This window comes from Clavibacter michiganensis (genome assembly GCF_021216655.1).
GTDB lineage: Bacteria > Actinomycetota > Actinomycetes > Actinomycetales > Microbacteriaceae > Clavibacter > Clavibacter michiganensis.
This window is the reverse complement of the sequence record NZ_CP080437.1, coordinates 2,154,202-2,175,203: the sequence shown is the minus strand read 5'-3', so window position 1 is coordinate 2,175,203 and position 21,002 is coordinate 2,154,202. Positions and strand designations below refer to the sequence as shown.

Genomic DNA, 21,002 nt, shown 5'->3' with positions numbered 1-21,002 from the left:
GATCACGCCCGCGCGACCCCCGTCACGATCCACCGGTCGCCGCGCGCCCGGAGGCCCAGCGTCAGCGCCCGCGCGCCGATGTAGACGAGGCCGAAGGCGGCCCACAGCGCGAGGAGGGCGGGGGTGCCGGCGACGCGGCCGGTCTCGGTGAGCCAGGCCACGAGGATCAGGGCGGGCGCGTAGATCGCGAGGTTCACGAGGCCCGCGAGGGCGAGGTAGCGGGCGTCGCCGGCGCCGATCAGCACGCCGTCGAGCACGAACACGTAGCCGGCGGCGGGCAGGCCGACGGCGAGCACGAGGGTCACGGCGGTGAGCATGCGGTGGATCCCCGCGTCGCCCGTGAAGACCGGCCCGAGCAGCGGCGAGAGGGCCGCGAGCACGAGGCCGAGGATCACGCCGAGCCCGACGCCCCACTGCACGAGGCGGCGGGCGACGGCCCGGACGCGCGGCACGTCGTCGGCGCCGAGGCCGTGGCCGACGAGCGCCTGGCCCGCGATCGCGAGCGCGTCGAGCACGAACGCCACGGTCGAGAAGAGCGTGAGCGCGATCTGCAGGGTCGCGAGCCCGGTCACCCCGAGTCCCGCGCCCACCGCGACCGTCGCGAGGATCGCCGCCCGGAGCGACGCCGTGCGCACGAGCAGCCAGCCGCCCGACGCCGCCGAGCGCGCGACGCCGCGGATCCCGGGCCGCAGGGTCGTGCCCGTCTCGCGGGCGGCGCGCACGGCGATCACGACGAAGACCGACGCCATGCCCCACTGCGCGACCACGGTGCCCCACGCGGATCCGGCGATGCCGAACCCGAGGCCGTAGATGAGGAGCGCGTTGAGCGCCGCGTTCGCCGCGAAGCCGGAGACCGCGACGACGAGCGGCGTGCGCGTGTCCTGCAGGCCGCGGAGGAGGCCGGTCGCGGCGATGACGAGGAGCATCGCGGGGATCCCGGCGAGCGAGATGCCGAGGTACGTGCGCGCGGCGTCGACCACGGCGGCGGTCGCGGCGGGGTCCGCGTCGGCGCCGCCGGTGTCCGCGAGGGCACGCACGAGCGGATCCGCGAACAGCAGGCCGAGCACCAGCACCACGGCACCGAGGGCGAGCGCGAGCCACAGGCCGTCGATGCCCGCGCGGATCGCGCCCGGCCGGTCACCCGCGCCGAGCCGCCGCGCGACCGTGGGCGTGGTCGCGTACGCGAGGAAGACGAGGAGCCCGACGATCGTCTGCAGGATCACGCTCGCGATGCCGAGGCCCGCGAGCGGCGCGCTGCCGAGGTGCCCGACGAGCGCCGTGTCGGTGAGGAGGAACAGCGGCTCGGCCACGAGCGCGCCGAGCGCGGGCACCGCCAGCGCGAGGATCTCGCGGTCGAGCGGGCGGCGGATCCGCGGGCGGCGCCCGGTGGATCCGCCCTCGGACGCGTCCGTCAGCGGACCGCGTGCGTGAGCCGCTGCACGACCCCGGCGGTCGCGGCCGTGAAGGCGCGCGCGACCTCGGGGTCGAGCGAGGCGAGCGAGATCGGGCCGCGCTCCGCGATGTGCGCGTCGTACGGCACCGTGAAGATCTGGGCCGGGCGGGCGTCGTCGAGGATCCGGTCGATGCGCGCGACGACCGCGGGATCCTCCGGGCGCCCGTCGTGCAGGCGGATGATGATCGCGTTGTCCGCCAGCATCGCCGCGTGCCCGCCGAGCTCGCGCAGGAAGTCGAGCAGCGCCACGGCCTCGAGCACCGCGTCGCCCGCGTTGAGCACGGGGACGACGAGCACGTCGGTGACCTCGATGGCGCCGCGGAAGGCGGACGACGACGGCTGGTTGCCGGAGTCCATCACGCGCATCGCGTAGTACTCGTCGATGAGGCGCGAGACGCCGATGACGTCGTCGCCCGTGAGCTCGCGGCGCGGCCCGACGGATGCGACGACCGAGGCGAAGCTCGTCTGCGGCGCGGTGTAGCCGGCGAGCTGGCCCGCGCTGTGGATCTCGTCGCGGTCGCGCACGAGCTCGCCGAGCCCCCGGGTCGGCTGGCCCTCGGCGCGGTAGCCGAGCGCTCCGGGATCGTCGGTGACCTCGACCACCGCGACGGATCCGCCGCGGATGGAGCCGAGCACGCCGCCGAGGATGAGGGAGGTGGGCGTCTTGCCCACGCCGCCCTTGCGGTTCGCGACCAGCACGCTGACCGCGCGCGACCAGGTGGCCTGGCGGATCACGCGCTCGTCGCCCTGGCGTCGCGCGACCTCCGCGTTCGCGGCGGCCTCCTCGGCGCCGGGGCCGATCTTGAAGACGCCGCCCGTGATGCTGTTCATGAAGCCGCGGAAGCCCGTGCGGGCGACGGCCGGTCCGCGCGGTGCGCGCTGGCCGGTCTGCTCGGGGAAGAGGGTGAGGGCGCTCGTGGCGGCGTCGGCGCGCGGGGTGGAAATGGCGTAGCGCTGCGGATCCGCGTCGGGGAACGCCGTGAGGTCGGTGCCGGGGCGGCGGTCGTCGACGGGCTCCTCGACGTCGTCGGGCGCGGCGGGGAGCGACGCGATCGGGTTCGGCTGGGGCTCCACCGCGGCAGCGGCACGGGCGGGCGGCGCGTCGTCGACGGGCGCGGCGTCGTCGCGCGCGGCCGGGGACTCGGCCGGGGCGGGGCTAGTGCGCTCGGCGTCCGCCGGCTCGGGGCCGGACGACTCCGCGCTCGGGCGCAGCGGCATGCGGAAGGGGTGCGCGTTCACGACGTGCGGCGCCGGGACCGCCCACGCGGATCCGGCCTCGGGGGAGACGACGGCGTCGAAGGGGGTGGGCGCGGCGGCGGGGCGGACACCGTCGGCGTCGTCGTCCTCCGCGGGAGAGGGCACGGCGGCGGCGGCGGGCACGCGGTCCTCGGGATCCACGTCGTCGTCCTCGGCGTCGTCGAACAGCTCGTCGAAGGCGTGCGTGCCGACGATGACCTCCTCGTCGGGCTCGGCGCCGGACGCGTCGGCGTCGCGCACGTCCGCGTCATCGACCTCGGGAGCCGCGGCCTCGACGGGAGCGGCACCGGGGCGCACGCGGTCGGGCCCGAACAGACCGCCCTCGGAGGTGCGCGGCACGGCGGGGAAGGGATCCACCCAGCGGTGCGCGTCGCCCGACGCGTCGGCGGAGCTCCGCTCCATCTCCTGCTGGCGGCGACGCAGCTCCCTGCGGCTGAGGAGGGGAGGCTCGGACGCCCCGCCGTCGCGGTGGCCGGTGTCGTGCGTGTCGTCGGTCATGTGGCTCGCCTTCATCGTCCCCGCCTGCGCGGACGAGGCTACCAGGGGGCGGTCGGGCACCCGGATCCGGCGGACGCCCCCGCGGCCGCGCCCCCGCCGGCGAGGCCGTCTCCCCATGGGGCGGATGCCCGGATCGGCGTCGGTTAGGGTCGGCACGTGATCCCGGAGCCGACTCCCGACCGCCCCGCCGGCGTGCCCGTCCACGCCGCGCCCGCGGACGGCGGCGCCGAGCCCGGCGCGCCCGTCCCCGCGCCCGCCGGCGACCGCTCGGCCGCGGTGTCGTCCGTCGCGACCGAGCTCGGGGCCCTGCTCATGCAGATCCGCACGCTCCGCGTCGAGGAGGCGGCCGCGTTCCACGCCGGCCTCCAGCCCGGCGCGTTCGCCGTCGCCCGGTGGATCCGCACCGACGGGCCCGCGTCCGCCGGCGCCGTCGCCGCCGGCCTCCTCATGGACAAGAGCTCGGTGAGCCGGCACCTGCGCGTGCTGCGCGAGGCCGGGTACGTGCAGGACGAGCCGGATCCCGAGGACCGCCGCTCCACGATCCTCACCCTCACGCCCCTCGCCGAGGAGCGCCTCGCGCAGGTGCGGATGGGCACGCGCGAACGGCTGCAGAACCGCCTCCACGCGTGGGACACCGATGAGGTCGAGCAGTTCGCCGGCCTGCTGCACCGCTTCAACGTGTCGCCGCGCGACCGGCCCGCGGACGCCTGACCCGGCGCCTGGCCGTCTGGCCGCCTTCGCGGATCCACCGCCCGGCGACCTCAACCCGCCTGGTGCACCGCGTAGCTCGCCACGAACCCGAGCACCGTCACCATCCCGGTGAGCGCCTGCGCCTTGCGGAACGCCTCGGGGATCATCGTGTCGCAGATCATCGCGAGGATCGCGCCGGCCGCGAACGCCATCACGACCGACTGCCCGCTCTCCGGCAGGCCGCCGAGAAGCGCGTAGCCGCCGACCGAGGAGAGCGCGCAGACCACGGCGATGGAGGTCCAGAGCCCGAACACGTAGCGCGCGCTGCGTCCGCTCTGCTTCAGATCCGCCGTGCTCGACATGCCCTCGGGGAAGTTCGAGATCACGACCGCGACGAGCACGCCGATGCTCAGCGCCCCGCCGCCCGTGAGGCTGAGGCCCTGCACGGCCGTCTCGGGCACGCCGTCGAGCAGGGCGCCGAGCGCGATGCCCACGCCGGTGCCGCCTCCGCCGCCGGATCTCCCGTGGTGCTTCCGCCGGAACCCGCCGTGCTCGAGGATCTGGTCGAGCACCACGTACACGACCGCGCCGGCGACGAAGCCGCCGAGCGTGGGGATCACGCCGCCGCTCGCCGCCGCCTCGTCGACCAGGTCGAACGACAGCGCCGAGATCAGCACGCCCGCGCCGAACGCCATCACGAGCGCGACGACCTCGCGCGGCACCTTCACGAACCAGGCGACGAGGGATCCGACGACGAGCGACAGCCCGGAGAGCAGGCCGGCGAGACCGGCCAGGAGGAGAGGCGACATGCCCTCGAGGATGCTCCTCGGACGCGGCCCGCGTCACATCGGCCGTGCTCGCGTGATCACCGCCCGTCCGACACCCCCGCGTCACGCAGCGCCAGGTCGGCGAGCTGCCGCACGACACGCGGGTCGCCCGCACGCCAGGCGGCGACCGGATCCGGGTGCGTCCTCAGGAGCGCCGCGGGCTTCCTGGACGAGAGGGCCCGCAGCGCGAGCAGCTCGGTGCCGCCGGGCGTCGCGGCGAGCGAGCGGGCGGCGGCCGCGCGCCGCACGAAGGAGACGCGTCGCAGCAGCCAGTGCCGCACGATGAACGCGATCGGCACGAGCGCCACCAGCAGCCCCAGCACGAGCGCGATGGTGCCGACGAGCGACTGCTGGTCGCGCCCGGCCTGCACGAGGCCCGATCCGATCCCGCTCGCGTCCTCGAACGGCCCGCGCGCGGCGTCCCCCACGAGCGGCAGGCGGCCGAGGGCGTCGGCCGCGTCGGTCATGGATCCGCTGAGCCGCGTGCCCGACTCCTCCATGCTGCGGCCGAGGTCGCCGAGCGGCCGGATGAGCGCGGCCACCGCGATCCCCACCAGCACCGACACGACGATGCCCGCGAGCGCCGCGGTGTCGGCCGCGATCTGCCGGGCGCGGACGAGGGGGAGCGCGGAGTAGAGCTGCATGCGTCCAGCCTGGCCCGCGGGCCGTCCCGGATGCGCCGGGCGGTCGGTCAGCCGGACGCGTCGAGCGCCTCCAGAGCCCGCAGCGCCTCGCGCGCCCGCTCGAGGCGCGCGTCCTCCGGCTCGTCCCACCAGCGCGGGCCGCGCTCGCCGAGGCCGTGCTTCGCGAGGCTCACCCGCTCCCGGGCCGTGGCGATCGCGGCGTCGTCGCCCGCGCGCTTCGCCGTGCGGACCCCCGACCGGCCGCGGCCGAGGTGCGACTCCAGCGCGTCGACCAGCTCGGCCGGCAGCGACGGATCCGTGCGGGGCCAGCGCCGCCCGTCCACGACCAGCCAGCGCTCCGCCTCGATCGCGGCGGCAGACGCCTCGGCGTCGGCGGCAGGATCCTGCGGGCGCTCGGTCATGGTCCCGACGCTAGCCCCGGCCGCGCCGGACGACCGGCCGTCCGCGGCGATCGGCCACTCACGACGACGGGCGCGTGCTCACCCGGCCCCGCGCACGCCCGGCGCACGGACGAGGGCCGGGGCGCACGCACGCCCCGGCCCTCCGATCGGCCCCCCGATCAGCTCGCGGGTCGCCCCGCGAGCAGCTCTCGGCGGCTCAGCCCCGCCACACCTGGATCACCGACGGACGCGGTCCGCGCCAGGCGCCCTTCGGCGGGGTGGCACCGGCGGGCACGTAGTCGGGGAAGAAGGAGTGCTGCTCGGCGAACGAGCCGTCCTCGCCCGGGTGCTGCACCGCGACGAACACCATGCCCTCGGTGTCGTGCACGACGGGCCCGCAGGTCTCCGCCTCGGTGGGCACGGAGAGGAACTGCTGCACGTGCCCGCGCTCGGTGCCCTCGACGGGGACCTTGAACAGGCCGTCGTTGAGGCCGATGGTGCTCGGGGCGCCGTCGGTGGAGATCCAGAGGTTGCCCTCGGAGTCGAACGCGACGTTGTCCGGGCAGCTGATGGGCGAGACCTTGTCCTTCGGGAAGCCCGAGAAGTAGGTGGACTCGTTCTTCGCCGGGTCGCCCGCGACGAGCAGCAGGTTCCACGTGAAGGTGGTGGATCGGGCGTCGCCGCCGTCCTCGGTGATCTCCACGATGTGGCCGTCGCGGTTGGTCGTCCGCGGGTTCATCTCCGTGGCGCCCTCCTTGCCGGCCTTGCCACGGTCGGTGTTGTTGGTGCAGGCGACGTAGATCTTGCCGGTGACGGGGCTGGGCTGGACGTCCTCGCAGCGGTCCATCTTCGTGGCGCCGGCCGCGTCGGCGACGAGGCGCGTGTGCACGAGCGCCTCCTCGGTCGTGAATCCGGGGACCTGGCAGACGCCGTCGATCACGAGCGGGATCCACTGGCCGATGCCGTCGAACGAGCCGTCCGACGGGACCTGGCCGGTGCCCGTGATCTCCGCGACGGGCGAGTCGCCCGTGAAGCGCGCCACGTAGAGCGCGCCGCGCGTGAGCAGCTGCTTGTTCCGCTTGCGGTCCTGGCGCGTGGTGCCGGTGACCATCGTGTCGTGCGAGACGAACTTGTAGAGGTAGTCGAAGCGCTCGTCGTCGCCCATGTACGCGGCGACGTGGCCGCTCTTCCCGAGGATCACGTTGGCGCCCTCGTGCTTGAAGCGACCGAGCGCGGTGTGCTTCACGGGCGCCTCGCCGGGCTCGAACGGGTCGACCTCGACGATCCAGCCGAAGCGGTTCGGCTCGTTCTCGTAGCCGGCGGTGCGGGCGTCGAAGCGGGGGTCGATGGCCTCCCAGCCGCGGGTCGTCGCCTTGTCGGCGAGGCCGTAGCGCTTGTCCGAGACGCTCGTGCCCGCGGTGCGGAAGTAGCCGTTGAAGTTCTCCTCGCCGGAGAGCACGGTGCCCCACGGGGTGGTGCCGCCGGCGCAGTTGCCGAGGGTGCCGAGGATGCGCGTGCCCTTGGGGTCGTCCTTGGTGCGCAGCGACGCGGATCCCGCGGCCGGGCCCGACACGGAGAAGGGCGTGTCCGCGGTGATGCGGCGGTTGCGGTGGTGGCCGATCGTGTAGGTCCACGGCTGGCCGACGGTCTTGCGGCGGAGCGCGACGACGGACATGCCGTGCGAGGCCTTGCCGATGCGGCGCTGCTCGGCGAGCTCGGCGTCGTCGGCCGCGGGCGGGAACATGATGTTCTCGTTCGTGTACTCGTGGTTGGCGACGAGGAGCGCCTCCTTGTTCCGCGAGTTGATCGGGATGATGTCGAGGTAGTCGTTGTTGTAGCCGAACTGGCGCGACGCGAGCTTGGCCGTCTGGTTGTCGGCGTCGAAGTCGTCGGCGTAGCTGAAGAGCGGGTCGCCCCAGCGGATGATCGGCTGCCAGCGGTATCCGGTGGGGACGGTGAACTGGTCGACGGCGGCGTCGACGGGCGTGATCGCCGTGAAGGGCAGGTTCGACGCGGCCTGCGCGGCGGCGGCCTCGGCGCCGGGGGCCGCGGCGTTCTGGGCCACGAGGATCGCGAGGGCACCGGCGCCCGCGCCGCCGAGCAGCGTGCGGCGCGAGAGGGCGCGGCCGGCGATGTCGCGGAAGTAGGAGTTGTCGGTGACGTTCGGGACGGGCTTCGTGCACGCGTCGTCGCACTTGAGGTGGCAGGTGACGGTGCTGCGCTTGCCGCGGGCGTGCGGGTCGCGGGACAGGATCGGCAGCAGCCGGTGGTGGTTCTCGCGGGTGAGGGTCATGTGGGGTCTCCATCGATCTCGGGCGTCTCCACCCGGGGCGGCGGACGCATCACGCCTGAAAGGTATTGGCGCCCCCGGGCGCGCCCCCGACCCCCGGGTGGACGCGCGGTGAACCCGGGATGGACGGATCGCGCGGGCGTACCGTCGAGGAGCGGCGCGGGTCCGCGTCGCCTCAGACCCGAGAAGGATCCCCATGGCCAGGTTCGACACGAAGACCGCGCTCGTGACAGGCGGAGGCAGCGGCATCGGCGCCGCGATCTCCCGTGCGCTCGCCGCGGAGGGCGCGTCGGTCGTCGTCACCGACATCCAGCTGGAGGCGGCCGAGCGGGTCGTCGCCGAGATCGAAGGAGCGGGCGGCACCGCGACCGCCTTCCGCCAGGACACCGCGAAGGCGGAGGACTCCGAGGCCGCGGTCGCGCACGCCGTGGGCACGTACGGCGCCCTGCACCTGGCGGTCAACAACGCCGGCATCAGCGCGCCCGCGGCCGACATCGGCGACTACGAGATCTCCGCCTGGGACCGCACGCGCGCCATCGACCTCGACGGCGTCTTCTACGGCCTCCGCTACCAGCTGCCCGCGATGGTGGAGGCGGGCGGCGGCGCGATCGTCAACATGAGCTCGGTGCTCGGATCCGTCGGCTTCGCGCAGAACGCCGCCTACGTCGCGAGCAAGCACGCACTCGTCGGCCTCACCAAGGTCGCGGCGCTCGAGTACACGGCCCGCGGCGTGCGCACCAACGCGGTCGGCCCAGGATTCATCGACACCCCGCTCGTGCGCTCGTCCCTCTCGGCCGACGCGCTCGCGTACCTCGAGAGCCAGCACGCGACGGGCCGCCTCGGCACCGACAAGGAGGTCGCGGCCCTCGTGCTGTTCCTCCTCAGCGACGACGCGTCCTTCATCTCGGGCAGCTACCACCTCGTCGACGGCGGGTACTCGGCGCGCTGATCCGCGGGCCCCACCCGCACGAGCCACGCACGAAGGCGGCCGCCCGGCGCGTCGAGACGCCGGGCGGCCGCGGTGCGCGCAGGATCCGCGATTCAGACGGGCGCGAGGAACGTGAGCTGCGACCCGCCCTCCACGATGAGCGGCCCGAGGGCCGCGTTGAACTCGGCGCCGTACGACGCCCCGATGTGCGCGTGGAACGCGGCCTCGTCCCGGTAGACCTCGTGCACCACGAAGCGCGCCGGATCCTCCACCCGCCGGTACGGCGCGAACACGACGTTCCCGGGCTCGGCCCGCACGAGCTCCGCGAGGTCGGCGATCATCCGCGCCACCTGCTCCTCGTGCCCGGGCAGCGCCGTGAACTCCGCGTACAGCACCGTCGCGGTCATGCCGTCGCCGCGCCCGTCATGATCGCGACGGCGTCGGTCATCGAGTGCGACTGCGGCGTGATCGTGGCGGCCTTCTTGCCCAGGCGCTGGATGTGGATCCGGTCGGCCACCTCGAACACCTGCGGCATGTTGTGGCTGATGAGGATCACCGGGATGCCGCGGTCGCGCAGGTTCCGCACCAGCTCGAGCACCTGGTTCGACTCGCGCACGCCGAGCGCCGCGGTGGGCTCGTCGAGCACCACGACCTTCGACCCGAACGCCGCGGCGCGCGCAACGGCGACCGCCTGGCGCTGCCCGCCGGACAGGTTCTCGACGGGCACGGTCACGTCCTGCAGCGTCGAGATGCCCAGCTCGGTCAGCTCCGCGCGCGCCTCGCGACGCATGCCGGCCGTGTCGAGCATGCGGAAGACCGATCCGAGGATCCCCTTCTTCCTCTTCTCGCGCCCGAGGTAGAGGTTCGACGCGACGTCCAGCGCGGGCGAGACGGCGAGGTTCTGGTAGACCGTCTCGATCCCCGCGGCTCGCGCATCCTGCGGCCGCTTGAACGACACGGGCTTGCCGTCGAGGAACAGCTCGCCCTCGTCGGGCGTCTCCGCCCCCGTGAGGCACTTGATGAGCGTCGACTTGCCGGCGCCGTTGTCGCCGATGATCGCGAGCACCTCGCCGGGGAACAGCTCGAGGCTCACGCCGTCGAGTCCGACCACCCGGCCGAAGGTCTTCACGAGCCGCTTCGCCTCGAGGACGGGCGTGCGGGTCGGGGCGGGGGCGCTCCCCGCGGGGTCGGTGAGGGTCACTTGCGCACCTTTCGGATCCACTGGTCGACGGAGACCGCGACGATGATGAGGACGCCCACGGCGAGGGTCTGGTACAGCACGTCCAGCCCGGCGAGCGAGAGCCCGTTGCGGAACACGCCGACGATGAGCGCGCCGAGGAGCGTGCCCCAGACGGTGCCGCGGCCGCCGAAGAGGCTCGTGCCGCCGATGACCACCGCGGTGATGGAGTCGAGGTTGAGATCGGCTCCCGCGTTCGGGCTGGCCGCGTTGCTGCGGCCGATCGCGATCCACGCGCCGACCGCGAGGATCGCCCCGGCCGCGAGGTACACGCTCATCAGCACCCGGTTGACGCTGATGCCGGCGAGGCGCGCGGCCTCCTTGTCGTCGCCGACCGCGTACACGTGCCGGCCCCAGGCCGTCTTGCCGAGGATGAACGCGACCACGACGTACAGCACCAGCATGAGCACCACGCCGAAGCTGATCTTCACCCCGGCCAGGTCGAACGTGCGCCCCGTCCACGAGAGGGCGGCGGGCATGTCCACGCCGCGGATGGTCGCGCCGTTGGAGTAGAGGAGCGTGAGCGCCACGAAGATGTTCAGCGTCCCGAGCGTGACGATGAACGGCGGGAGCCGCAGCCGCGTCACGAGCAGGCCGTTGAACGCGCCGGCCGCGAGGCCCACGACGAGCCCGGCGGCCAGCGCGGCGGGTGCCGGCAGGCCGTTCTGGCTCGCGGTCTGCGCGATCACCATCGACGTGAGCACCATGACCGCGCCCACCGACAGGTCGATGCCCGCGGTGAGGATGATCAGCGTCTGCGCCACCGCGAGCGTGCCCACGACGGCGACCTGCTGCGTCACGAGCGACAGGTTGGCGGGATCGAGGAAGCGGTCGTTGAGCAGGCCGAACACGATGATCGCGAGGACCAGCACGACGGCGGGGCTGACGGCGGGGTAGCGGTGCAGCACCCCGCGGATCCGGTCGACGGGGGAGCGCCGGTCGAGGAACTCGTTGGCGAGGTCGAGGGCGGAGGTGGGCGGGTTCGGATCGGCGGTGGCCCGGCTCACGGTCACTCGCCCCAGCACTTCGTCGCGGCGTCGTCGGCCGTGATGCTCTCGAGGCCGTCGACGGGGGTGTCGGTGACGAGCGCGGATCCGGTGTCGAAGAAGTCGAGGCCGGCGCTCGTGGCGGGCTTGGTGCCGTCCTTCGCGAGCTGCGCGATGGCCTCGACGCCGAGCTGCGCCATCTTCACCGGGTACTGCTGGGCGGTGGCGCCGATGACGCCCTCCTTCACGTTCTTCACGCCCGCGCAGCCGCCGTCGACCGAGACGAGGATCACGTCCTTCTCCTTGCCGGCCGCCTGGAGCGCCTGGTACGCGCCGAACGCGGCGGGCTCGTTGATCGTGTAGACGACGTTGATGTCCGGGTCCTTCGACAGCAGCGTCTCCATCGCCGTGCGGCCGCCGTCCTCCGCGCCCTGCGTGGCCTCGTTGCCGACGATCTCGTAGTCGCCGCCGCTGTAGTCGCCGGTCTTCGCCTCGTCGCCGTTCTTCGCCTTGTCGCCGACGTCGATGCCCATGCCGGTCAGGAAGCCCTGGTCGCGGTTGTAGTCGACCGAGATGGCCTTGTCGTCGTACAGGTCGAGGAGCGCGATGGTCGCCTTCTTGCCGCCGAGCTGCGCGGCCGCCCACTTGCCGATGGACTCGCCCGCGGCGAAGTTGTCGGTGGCGAACGTGATGTCGACGGAGTCGGCCGGGTCGGGCGCGGTGTCCAGCGCGATGACGAAGAGGCCGGCGTCGCGGGCCTTCTGGATCGCGTCGAGGACCGACGGGCCGTTGATCGTGATGAGGATGCCCTTGTCGCCCTTCGAGATGGCGTTCTCGATGGCCTGGATCTGCGTGTCCTCGTCGCCGTCCGCCTTGCCGGCGGCGAGCGTGAGGTCGGTGCCGTCCTTCGCCGCGGCCTCCTTCGCGCCGTCCTCCATCGCGACGAAGAAGGGGTTCGTGGTCGTCTTCACGATGAGCGAGACGCCGACGTCGCCGGAGCCGCCGCTGCCGCCGGATCCGGATCCGCCGCTCGAGCTGGAGCAGCCGGCGAGCCCGCCCGCGGCGATGAGGGCCGCCGAGCCGAGGGCGATGGTGCGCACGAGGCGCGGGGATCGGTTCGTCATTGATGGATCCTGTCCTTCGGGTGGGAGCGCGCTCCCGACAACGTTGTCAGGTAGAGGTCTACCGGGTGGGACCCGATAAGGTCAACCCATTGCGCAGAGAGCGAGACCCATTCGTGACACCGTTGTCATCCCCGCCCGGATCCCCGCTCGACCCGCCGTCGGGCGCGCGCCGCCCCACGATGAAGCACGTGGCGCGGCTCGCGGGAGTCGGCATCAAGACCGTGTCGCGCGTCGTCAACGGCGAGCCGAACGTCTCCGCGGAGATGACCGCCCGGGTGCAGGCGGCCGTCGAGCAGCTGCAGTACCAGCCGGATCTGCACGCCGGCAACCTGCGCCGCGCCGACCGGCGCACCAACACGCTCGGCCTCCTCGTCGGCAGCGTGGCGAACCCGTTCTCGGGAGCGGTGCACCGGGCCGTCGAGGAGGTGGCCAAGGAGCGACAGGTCGCCGTCTTCGCCTCGAGCCTCGACGACGACCCCGAACGCGAGCGCTCCTCCGTCGACGCGTTCCTGGCCCGCAGGGTCGACGGGCTCATCCTCACCACCATCGCGCCCAGCCAGGCCTACCTCGGCGTCGCGGCGTCGCGCGGCACCCCGCTCGTGTTCGTCGACCGCGTGCCCGCCGGGCTCGAGGCCGACTCGGTGATCGTCGACAACGCCGCCGGCATCTCCCGGGCGGTCGCGCACCTCGCCGACCAGGGCCACCGCCGCATCGCGTTCCTCGGCGACCGGCCGGAGATCTTCACGGCGCGGGAGCGCGAGCGCGGCTTCGTCGAGGAGATGCAGCGGCGCGGGCTGCCCGTGGCGCCCGAGCTCGTCCTCGACGGCGCGTGGGACGAGCGCGTGGCCGAGGCGCTCGCGGAGCGACTGCTCGCCCTGCCCGAGCCGCCGACCGCGATCGTCAGCGGGCAGAACCTCATCACCATCGGCGTCATCACGGCCCTCCGTCGGCACGACGCCCACCGGAGCATCGCGCTCGTCGGCTTCGACGACCTGCCGCTGGCGGCCCTGCTGGATCCGGCCGTCACCGTGATCGCGCAGGACCCGTCGGGCATCGGGCACGCCGCCGCCGAGCGCGTCTTCGCCCGGCTCGACGGGGACGCCGGCCCCGCGCAGACCGTCGTCGTCCCCACCACGCTCATCGTCCGCGGCTCAGGAGAGGTCCCCCGCCATGCATGACCAGCCCATCGTCGTCGTCGGCGACGCCCTGATCGACCTCATCCGCGAGGGCGGCCAGGAGACCGCATTCGTCGGCGGAGCCGCGCTCAACGTCGCGGTCGGCCTCGCGATCCTCGGGCATCGCGTGCAGCTCGTCGCGATGGTCGGCGACGACGAGCACGGCGGCCGGATACGCGCCGAGCTCGACGCGCACGGGGTCGAGCTCATCGCCACCGTCGGCCCGTCGGGGACCTCCGTCGCGGTGAGCGAGCGCGAGGACGGCGAGCCGCGCTACTCCTTCAACGAGGCCGCGTGGAACCGGCGCGTGCGCATCGGCGAGGCGGAGCGGGCGGCGCTCGACGCGGCGTCGCTCGTGGTCGTCAGCTGCTTCCCCTACGACGACCACGCGCAGGCCGACGAGCTGCTGGCGGCCGTGCGGGATCCGCGCGAGCGCCTCCTCGTCGACCCGAACCCGCGCGCCGGCATGCTCCACGACGCCGCGCGGTTCCGCGCCGGGTTCGCGCGCGCGGCCGCGGAGTCGCTGCTCGTGAAGATCGGCGACGACGACACCGAGCTGCTCGGCCTGGGCGCGCTCGCCGACGCGCGCTCGGCTCTGCACGCGGCCGGCAGCCGCCTCGTGCTCGCGACCGAGGGCGCGCGCGGCGCGTCCGTGCAGCTCGAGGGCGGTGCGGTGGTCGCGGCGGGCATCGCGCCGGATCCGCGGCCGATCGTCGACACCATGGGCGCCGGCGACGCGTGCCTCGCCGCCGCGGCCGACGCCATCGGGCGCCGGGGTGCGCCGCGCACGCCCGCGGAGGGCGAGGCGATGCTCCGCACCTGCATGGCGATCGCCGCGGCGACCTGCCGCGAGCACGGCGCGCTGCTGCGGATGCCGACCGCCTGAGGCGCGCGCAGGGCGCAGGGTACCGGTGCGCGGATCCGCGCGGCCCGACCCCCGCGTGCGGCGTAGCGTCGACGCGAACGATTCGATCGAACCGCCGAGCGGACACCCCCTCGGCGGCGGTGCTCGAGCAGGCCATCGCCGTCCTCCGTGACGCGTCTGCCGGCGACACCCTTCCTCGGCAGACGGCTGCGGGCCCTGCGCCGCGCACCGATGGAGCAGACGAGGAGGATCACCATGGACGACGCACGAACCCTGATCATCGGCGGCACCGGGACGGTCGGCTCGGCCGTCATCGCCGAGGCCCTGCGTAGGGGGATGACCGGACTGCGGGTCATGAGCCGCGACGCGCGACGGCTCGCGGACCTCCCCGACGGCGTCGAGGGCGTGGTGGGCGATCTCGGCGACCCCTTCGCCGCGATGCCGGCCTTCGACGGAGTCGAGCAGGTGTTCCTGGCCCTGACGGGGACGCCCACCGAGCTGTACGAGACGACCGTCGCGGTGGACCACGCCGTGGCGGCGGGCGTCCGCCGGATCGTCTACCTCTCCGTCCAGGACCTCGACCGGGCGCCGCAGGTGCCGCACAACTCCGCGAAGCTCGCAGTGGAGTCCCTCCTCGAGCACAGCGGCGTCGAGGCCTGCTTCCTCCGGGTCAACAACTTCTTCCAGAACGACCTCTGGTACCTCGATGCGATCCGCGGTGGCGTGTACCCGCAGCCGCTCGGCGGGACGGGCGTCTCCCGGGTCGACGTGCGCGACATCGCCGAGGTCGCGGTGAGCGCGCTGGTGCCGGGGACGGAGCTCGCCGGCCCGATCGACGTGGTCGGCCCGGCCGCATGGACCGGCGAGGCGACGGCGGCGGCCCTGTCCGACGCCCTCGGGAGGACGGTGACGTACGGGGGAGACGACCTGGGGGCGTGGCGCGAGGCGTCCCTGGCCTCCATGCCCTCGTGGCTGGTCTTCGACTACGAGCGGATGTACTCCGGCTTCCAGCGGGACGGGCTCATCGGGAGCCCCGAGGCCATGGCCCGTCTCACCGCCGTCCTCGGGCATGCGCCGCGCTCCTACGAGGACTTCGTGCGGGAGGTGCTGGTGCCCGCCTCGTAGGGTGATGCGAGCCCGGATCCGCCGCCGGCTCAGCGGGCGAGCGCGAGTGCCAGCGCGGCCAGGCCGGCGCACGCGGTGAGGGCGGCGACGAGCGCGGGGAGGGCGCCACCGGGGAGCGCGGTGGTGACGGGGGCCGCGGATGCCGAGGTGAGGATCCGGTGGACGCGGCGGTAGCGACTGTGCGCGGTCGCGAGCACGATCAGGGCGGCGATCACGCCCGCCGCGGCGACGACCAGGCCGGCCGTGCCGAGGAGCGTGGGGAGCACGCGCAGCCCGAGCAGGGATCCGGCGACCAGTGCCAGCGCCGTCCGCCGCCACGCGAGGGCCGTGCGCTCGGGCTGGAGGCCGGGGTCGAAGGGGCGGGCAGCCGCATCGGGGGCGCTCACGCTGTCAGCACCGCCAGCAGCACGAGCAGCCCGGCGACGACCACGGCGATCCCGAGCGGAAGCGACAGCGCGGCCGACGGCAGCGGGCGGTCGCGGCGCAGGGCGCGCTCGGTGCGCATCCAGCCGATCCAGGCCTGCGCGGGCGCAGCGATGCCGGTGAGGACCAGCACGATCGAGGCCGCGAGCCGGAACCCCGGCTGCAGCCCGAGCCCCAGCGCCTCGAGCGCGACGCCGCCCGCGATCAGGGCGAGGGAGGTGCGGATCCAGGCGAGGAACGTGCGCTCGTTCGCGAGCGTGAACCGCACGTCGGGCTCGGCGCCCTCGCGGTAGACGCTCCGCGGGAAGCGGTGGTCGCTCGGCGGCGAGCCGGGGTCGGGGGCGGTCATGCGGCGGGATCCAGGGACCGGTCGGCCGGGGCGCGCGAGGGCATGTCGCCATTCTCCCCACCCGCGCCGACGGCCGCGCCGATCCGCGCCCGGTGCCGCCGCTCGATCGCCTGGCCCGCGTACGACGCCGCGACGATGAGCGCCGCGCCGCCCGCGCCGACCGGCCCGATCGCCTCCCCGGCCACCACCACGCCCACCAGCAGGGCCCACACGGGCTCGGTGCCCATGAGGATGCTCGCGCGCGACGCGGACGTCCGCCGGACGGCCCAGAGCTGCACCGCGAACGCGAAGAGCGAGCAGAGGACCCCGAGGAAGAGGACGCCGGCCCAGCCCGGGGCGTCGAGCGCCGCGGCCGCCGCGGGCAGGTCGGGTCCCGCCATCGCGGAGAAGAGCGCCGCGCACACGGCCATCTGCACGAGGACCACGCCGAGGGATCCCTCGCTCCGCCCGCGCGTGAGGCGTCCGCTCGCGGTGACGTGCACGGCCCGTACGACCGCCGCGGCGATCACCAGCCCGTCGCCGGGCGTCGGCGCGCGCAGCCCGCCCTCGGACACGAGCAGCGCGACGCCGACCACGGCTGCGACCGCCGCCACGAAGTACGACCGCGGCAGCCACGAGCGCGACGCGGCGCCCTCGAGCACGGGCGTCATCACGAGCGCCAGGCTGATGAGGAGGCCCGCGTTGGTCGCGCTCGTCAGGTGCACGCCCCAGGTCTCCAGCCCGATGACCGCGGCCTGCGAGCAGCCGAGCGCCGCCGCGATGAGGAGGCCGCGACCGCGCGGCAGCCGCTCGCGCCGGGCCACGCAGACGAGCCCGGTCGCTCCGGCCGCGACGAGGAAGCGCACCGCGACGGCCGCGGGGACGCCCGTCTCCGCCGCCAGGTCCTTGGCCGCGAGGAAGCTCGCGCCCCAGACGGCCGCGACGGCCAGGAGCAGCAGGTCGACGACGGGCTCGGGACGGGTGCGGGAGGCCATGCCCCCACTGTCCGGCAGTCGACCCGGAAGATCGACGGGCATCGTCTTCATCGATGCGTTAGCCAGCGCTGATGCGTTAGACAGGGCTCATGGATCCCGCCCGCCTCCGCCTCCTGCGCGAGCTCGGCGACCGGGGCAGCGTCGTGGCCGTCGCGGTCGCGATGCACGTGAGCGCGTCCGCCGTCTCGCAGCAGCTCGCCGCGCTGCAGGCCGGCGTCGCTGTGTCGCTGACCGTCAAGCGCGGGCGGCGGCTGGTGCTCACGGAGGCCGGCGAGGCGCTCGCTGCGGCGTCGGTCCGCGTGGACGAGGCGCTCGCCGCGGCCCGGGACGCCGTCGGGTCGTTCCTCGAGCACGACGCGCGGGCCGTCCGCGTGTCCGCGTTCCACAGCGCCGGTCTCGCGCTCTTCGGGCCGCTGCTCGCGGAGCTGGCGGGCGCGGAGGGATCCGGCACGGGCGTCGCGCTCGCGGACGCCGACGTGGCGCAGGGCGACTTCGCGGGCCTCACCGCGGATCACGACCTCGTCGTCGCGCACCGCCTCCCGCACGACCCGCCGTGGCCGACCGCCCGCCTCGTGGTCGTGCCGCTCCTGGTGGAGCCGCTCGACGTCGCCCTCCACGCCGGCCACCCGCTCGCGTCGACCGCGGGCATCACGCCCGACCAGCTCCGCGACGAGCGGTGGATCTCCACCCACGCGGGCTTCCCGCTCGCGGGCGTGCTCGACCACCTCGGCGCGCTCATCGGGGAGGCGCCGCGCATCGTCCACCGCGTCAACGAGTTCTCGGTGGCGGCGCAGATCGTGCGGGCCGGCGATGCGATCGCCGTGATGCCCCGCACGACCGGAGCCCCGCTCGCGGTCGACGGGATGGTGCTGCGGCCGGTCGTCGGCGCGACCCTCGTGCGGCACGTCGACGTGCTCGCCCGGCCGGACGCGCTCGCGCAGGCGCCCGTCCGCGTGGTGCTGGCGGCGCTGAAGCGGGTGGCGGCCGCCGCGGCGGACGCGGGGGAGCGAGCCGCCACGACCTGAGGCGGCGCGTACCCGCGGGCCGCCGGCTCAGCCCCCGATCCCCTCCAGCTCCGCGAGCGCCTCCTCGGGCAGCCGGATCCGCGCGCCCGCGATGTTCTCGCGCAGGTGCTCCACCGACGACGTGCCCGCGATGACGAGCACGTTCGGCGACCGCTGCAGGAGCCAGGCGAGCGCGACCGGCAGCGGCGCGGAGCCGAGCGAGGAGGCCACGCGCGCCAGCGTCTCCGACTGCAGCGGCGAGAACCCGCCGAGCGGGAAGTACGGCACGTAGGAGATGCCGTCGCACGCCAGCTCGTCGATGAGCGCGTCGTCGTCGCGGCGGGCCAGGTTGTAGTGGTTCTGCACGCTCACGATCGGCGCGATCCCGCGGGCCTCGGCCACCTGCGCGGCGGTCACGTTGCTCACCCCGAGGTGGCGGATCAACCCCTCCCGCTGCAGCTCGGCGAGCGCCGTGAACGGCTCCTCGATGGATCCGTCGGTGGGGCTGTCGAACGCGCCGACGCGGAGGTTCACGACGTCGAGCACGTCGAGCGTCAGGTGCGTGAGGTTGTCGTAGACGGCCTGGCGGAGCTCGGCCGCGGAGAGCGCCTGCGGCCAGCGGCCCTTCGCGTCGCGCAGGGATCCGACCTTGGTCACGATGTGCAGGCGCTCCGGGTACGGGAACAGCGCCTCCTCGATGAGCGCGTTCGTGTGGCCGGGGCCGTAGAAGTCGGCCGTGTCGATGTGCGTGATCCCGAGCGCGACGGCCTCGCGCAGGACAGCACGGGCCGCATCCGGATCCGCGGGCGGCCCGAACACGCGCGGCCCCGCGAGCTGCATGGCGCCGTAGCCGAAGCGCGTGACGGTGAGGTCGTGGGCGAGCGGGAAGAGCCCTCCGGGCAGGTCGGTGGACATGGCGATCCTCTCGGGTGGCGGGCGTGGACCCACTCTCCCGCGGCCGGCCGCGCGAGTCGCCGCACTCGCAGGAGCCCGTGAGCGGATCCGAGCGCGAGCGCCCTAGGAGGAGGCGACGGACGCGCCGGGCAGCTCCTGCGCCGCCGGGTGCGCCCGCCGCGTCGCGAGCACGCGCGAGAACACGAGAACGAGGAGCCCGGCGGCGGGGATGAAGATCAGGCCGAAGCGGAGCGAGGACGCGTCCGCGATGGCCCCGACGACCGGCGGCGAGATGAGGAACCCGAGCCGCAGCAGCCAGCCGACGATCGTGAGGCCGGTGCCGGGCTTGAATCCGGGGAGCTCGTCCGCGGCCTGCATGGCGGCGGGGATCAGGGTCGCGACGCCGAAGCCCGCGACGCCGAACCCGACGATCGTGCCGACGATGCTGGGGAACGCGAGCGCGGCGCCCATGCCGACGAGCACGAGGACGCCGCCGAGCCGGGCGATGGCGCGCTGGCCGAAGCGGTCGACCATGCGGTCGCCGAGCATCCGGCCGATGAACTGCATGCCCTGGAGCGAGATGAAGCCGAGGCCCGCGACGAACGCGCTGGCGCCGAGGTCGCCCGAGAGGTAGATGGCGGACCAGGAGCTGCCGGCGTCCTCGACGATGGCACCGCCGGACGCGATGATCACGAGCGCGAGCAGCACGCCGTACTTGGTGACGAGGCCGAGCGCGCGCGGGGAGGCGGCGCGGGCGACGTCGGCCTCGGGATCCGGCGCGTGCGCGTGCGCGGCGCCGCCCTCGCCGGGCTCCGGCTCCGGGCCCTTCAGCAGCCACAGCAGCGACAGCACGGCCAGCGCGCTGAACAGCGCGGCCGAGATGGAGAGGTGCACGAGGAGCGGCATCCGGATCTGCGCGGCGGCCGCGCCCATGATCCCGCCCGCGACCGCGCCGATCGACCAGACCGCGTGGAAGGAGTTGATGATCGAGCGCCCGTACAGCCGCTGCACCCGGAGCGCGTGCGAGTTCTGCGCGACGTCGGTGATGGAGTCCATGGCGCCCGCGAGGAAGAGGGCGCCCGCGAGCACGAGCCAGCCGGGCGCGAGGCCGGCCAGCAGGATCCCGACGGAGGCCACCACGGTCGCCGCGACCGCCACGCGCGCCGACCGGTACCGGCGGATGAGCACGCCCGCGGCGAGCCCGGCGATGAGCGCGCCCAGCGGCGACGCGGCGACCGCGGCCCCGAACTCGACGTTGGCGAGCCCGAGCTCGGCCTTGATCGACGGGTAGCGCGGCAGCAGGTTCGCGAAGATCGCGCCGTTGGTGAAGAAGAGGACGCCGACGGCGACGCGCGCGCGGCGGACGTCGCGGGTCGGGGCGGGCGTGCGCGACAGCGTCGGCGCGGACGGGGAGGGCATCGTCGGTCTCTCTCTGGCCGGGTGGCGCCGTGGCGCGGGGCGGGTCGGCGCCGATCCCTCGGCTGCCGGATCCAGCCTAGGGTCGGCGCGACGCCAGCGGCGACGTGTCCTCGGTGATGTCCATGACGAGGTCCATCAGCGGCACGAGCCGGGCGCTCACCTCGTGGCCGAGCTCGGTGAGCCGGTAGTCGACCCGCGGCGGGATGGTGGGCTGCGCCTCACGGAGGACGAGCCCGTCGTCGGCGAGCGTGCGCAGCGTGGAGGCGAGCATCTTCTCGCTGATCCCCTCGACCTCGCGCCGCAGCTCGCCCCAGCGGCGGGACCGCTCCCCGAGCGCGAGGAGGACGAGCACGCCCCACTTGCTCGTGATGTGGTCGAGCAGGGTGCGCGACGGGCAGTTCGCGGGGTAGCGCCCCGCGGTCACGCCGGGGCGGTCGCGGCTCACCCGGAAGCTCATCTG

22 protein-coding genes are annotated in these 21,002 nt (G+C 74.5%); 6 read left to right on the top strand and 16 right to left on the bottom strand.

What is annotated here, in order from left to right:
- Positions 1-2: 2 nt before the first annotated feature.
- Positions 3-1,331 carry an MATE family efflux transporter gene (locus tag K0V08_RS10240; protein ID WP_231689072.1) on the bottom strand — a complete coding sequence of 443 codons (1,329 nt, stop codon included), beginning with the start codon at positions 1,329-1,331 and terminating at the stop codon, positions 3-5.
- An 80-nt stretch (positions 1,332-1,411) separates the two neighbouring features.
- Positions 1,412-3,208 carry a MinD/ParA family ATP-binding protein gene (locus K0V08_RS10235; RefSeq protein WP_079534277.1) on the bottom strand — a complete coding sequence of 599 codons (1,797 nt, stop codon included), beginning with the start codon at positions 3,206-3,208 and terminating at the stop codon, positions 1,412-1,414.
- A 156-nt stretch (positions 3,209-3,364) separates the two neighbouring features.
- Between K0V08_RS10235 and K0V08_RS10230 the strand changes: the two genes are divergently transcribed.
- A complete protein-coding gene (locus tag K0V08_RS10230; protein WP_094106707.1) occupies positions 3,365-3,919 on the top strand; it encodes a MarR family winged helix-turn-helix transcriptional regulator in 555 nt (184 codons plus the stop codon).
- A 50-nt stretch (positions 3,920-3,969) separates the two neighbouring features.
- Here the strand turns inward: K0V08_RS10230 and K0V08_RS10225 are convergent, their stop codons facing one another.
- From K0V08_RS10225 to K0V08_RS10210, 4 genes are all read right to left on the bottom strand, one after another.
- Entirely contained in the window at positions 3,970-4,707 is a 738-nt protein-coding gene (locus K0V08_RS10225) for a ZIP family metal transporter (RefSeq protein WP_079533959.1), read from the bottom strand.
- Between the two features lie 56 nt (positions 4,708-4,763).
- Positions 4,764-5,369, bottom strand: a complete 606-nt coding sequence (locus K0V08_RS10220) for a hypothetical protein (protein ID WP_012039539.1) — start codon at positions 5,367-5,369, stop codon at positions 4,764-4,766.
- A 47-nt stretch (positions 5,370-5,416) separates the two neighbouring features.
- Complete coding sequence (locus tag K0V08_RS10215; RefSeq protein WP_079533961.1) at positions 5,417-5,770, bottom strand: biopolymer transporter Tol; 354 nt, start codon at positions 5,768-5,770, stop codon at positions 5,417-5,419.
- A gap of 196 nt (positions 5,771-5,966) precedes the next feature.
- Positions 5,967-8,042: a PhoX family protein gene (locus K0V08_RS10210; protein WP_079533963.1), complete on the bottom strand. Its 2,076-nt coding sequence runs from the start codon at positions 8,040-8,042 to the stop codon at positions 5,967-5,969.
- A 193-nt stretch (positions 8,043-8,235) separates the two neighbouring features.
- Here K0V08_RS10210 and K0V08_RS10205 point away from each other — a divergent pair, with 193 nt between their 5' ends.
- Positions 8,236-8,988 carry an SDR family NAD(P)-dependent oxidoreductase gene (locus K0V08_RS10205; protein WP_079533965.1) on the top strand — a complete coding sequence of 251 codons (753 nt, stop codon included), beginning with the start codon at positions 8,236-8,238 and terminating at the stop codon, positions 8,986-8,988.
- Between the two features lie 92 nt (positions 8,989-9,080).
- Here the strand turns inward: K0V08_RS10205 and K0V08_RS10200 are convergent, their stop codons facing one another.
- The 4 genes from K0V08_RS10200 to K0V08_RS10185 are packed head-to-tail and all read right to left on the bottom strand — an operon-like array spanning position 9,081 to position 12,314.
- Positions 9,081-9,374, bottom strand: a complete 294-nt coding sequence (locus K0V08_RS10200; RefSeq protein WP_079533967.1) for a putative quinol monooxygenase — start codon at positions 9,372-9,374, stop codon at positions 9,081-9,083.
- Positions 9,371-10,168 (bottom strand): ATP-binding cassette domain-containing protein, encoded by a 798-nt coding sequence (locus K0V08_RS10195; protein WP_012039532.1) that lies wholly within the window; start codon positions 10,166-10,168, stop codon positions 9,371-9,373. The genes K0V08_RS10200 and K0V08_RS10195 overlap by 4 nt, the downstream gene beginning before the upstream one ends.
- Positions 10,165-11,211, bottom strand: coding sequence for an ABC transporter permease (locus K0V08_RS10190; RefSeq protein ID WP_079534281.1), 1,047 nt, complete (start codon positions 11,209-11,211; stop codon positions 10,165-10,167). Before K0V08_RS10190 ends, K0V08_RS10195 begins: the two co-directional genes overlap by 4 nt.
- A gap of 2 nt (positions 11,212-11,213) precedes the next feature.
- A complete protein-coding gene (locus tag K0V08_RS10185) occupies positions 11,214-12,314 on the bottom strand; it encodes a substrate-binding domain-containing protein (protein ID WP_079533969.1) in 1,101 nt (366 codons plus the stop codon).
- 113 nt (positions 12,315-12,427) lie between these two features.
- Between K0V08_RS10185 and K0V08_RS10180 the strand changes: the two genes are divergently transcribed.
- The 3 genes from K0V08_RS10180 to K0V08_RS10170 all read left to right on the top strand — a co-directional run bounded on the left by K0V08_RS10180 (position 12,428) and on the right by K0V08_RS10170 (position 15,479).
- A complete protein-coding gene (locus K0V08_RS10180; protein ID WP_079533972.1) occupies positions 12,428-13,492 on the top strand; it encodes a LacI family DNA-binding transcriptional regulator in 1,065 nt (354 codons plus the stop codon).
- On the top strand, positions 13,485-14,375 hold the full coding sequence (locus K0V08_RS10175; RefSeq protein ID WP_079533974.1) for a carbohydrate kinase family protein: 891 nt from the start codon (positions 13,485-13,487) through the stop codon (positions 14,373-14,375). The genes K0V08_RS10180 and K0V08_RS10175 overlap by 8 nt, the downstream gene beginning before the upstream one ends.
- Positions 14,376-14,609: 234 nt before the next feature.
- Entirely contained in the window at positions 14,610-15,479 is an 870-nt protein-coding gene (locus tag K0V08_RS10170; RefSeq protein ID WP_079533976.1) for an SDR family oxidoreductase, read from the top strand.
- A gap of 29 nt (positions 15,480-15,508) precedes the next feature.
- Here K0V08_RS10170 and K0V08_RS10165 read toward each other — a convergent pair whose 3' ends face one another.
- From K0V08_RS10165 to K0V08_RS10155, 3 genes are read right to left on the bottom strand one after another with little or no spacing between them, the layout of a single operon-like run.
- A complete protein-coding gene (locus tag K0V08_RS10165; protein ID WP_079533978.1) occupies positions 15,509-15,865 on the bottom strand; it encodes a DUF202 domain-containing protein in 357 nt (118 codons plus the stop codon).
- The gene (locus K0V08_RS10160) at positions 15,862-16,251 is read right to left on the bottom strand and encodes a YidH family protein (protein ID WP_079533980.1); all 390 of its coding nucleotides are present in this window, start codon (positions 16,249-16,251) and stop codon (positions 15,862-15,864) included. Before K0V08_RS10160 ends, K0V08_RS10165 begins: the two co-directional genes overlap by 4 nt.
- Entirely contained in the window at positions 16,248-17,225 is a 978-nt protein-coding gene (locus K0V08_RS10155; RefSeq protein WP_079533982.1) for a DMT family transporter, read from the bottom strand. Before K0V08_RS10155 ends, K0V08_RS10160 begins: the two co-directional genes overlap by 4 nt.
- Before the next feature lie 89 nt (positions 17,226-17,314).
- Between K0V08_RS10155 and K0V08_RS10150 the strand changes: the two genes are divergently transcribed.
- The gene (locus tag K0V08_RS10150; RefSeq protein ID WP_079533984.1) at positions 17,315-18,250 is read left to right on the top strand and encodes a LysR family transcriptional regulator; all 936 of its coding nucleotides are present in this window, start codon (positions 17,315-17,317) and stop codon (positions 18,248-18,250) included.
- A 27-nt stretch (positions 18,251-18,277) separates the two neighbouring features.
- Here K0V08_RS10150 and K0V08_RS10145 read toward each other — a convergent pair whose 3' ends face one another.
- From K0V08_RS10145 to K0V08_RS10135, 3 genes are all read right to left on the bottom strand, one after another.
- Positions 18,278-19,144 (bottom strand): aldo/keto reductase family oxidoreductase, encoded by an 867-nt coding sequence (locus tag K0V08_RS10145; protein ID WP_079533986.1) that lies wholly within the window; start codon positions 19,142-19,144, stop codon positions 18,278-18,280.
- Between the two features lie 102 nt (positions 19,145-19,246).
- A complete protein-coding gene (locus K0V08_RS10140; protein WP_079533988.1) occupies positions 19,247-20,542 on the bottom strand; it encodes an MFS transporter in 1,296 nt (431 codons plus the stop codon).
- A 76-nt stretch (positions 20,543-20,618) separates the two neighbouring features.
- On the bottom strand, positions 20,619-20,999 hold the full coding sequence (locus K0V08_RS10135; RefSeq protein WP_012039520.1) for a winged helix-turn-helix transcriptional regulator: 381 nt from the start codon (positions 20,997-20,999) through the stop codon (positions 20,619-20,621).
- Positions 21,000-21,002: the final 3 nt, after the last annotated feature.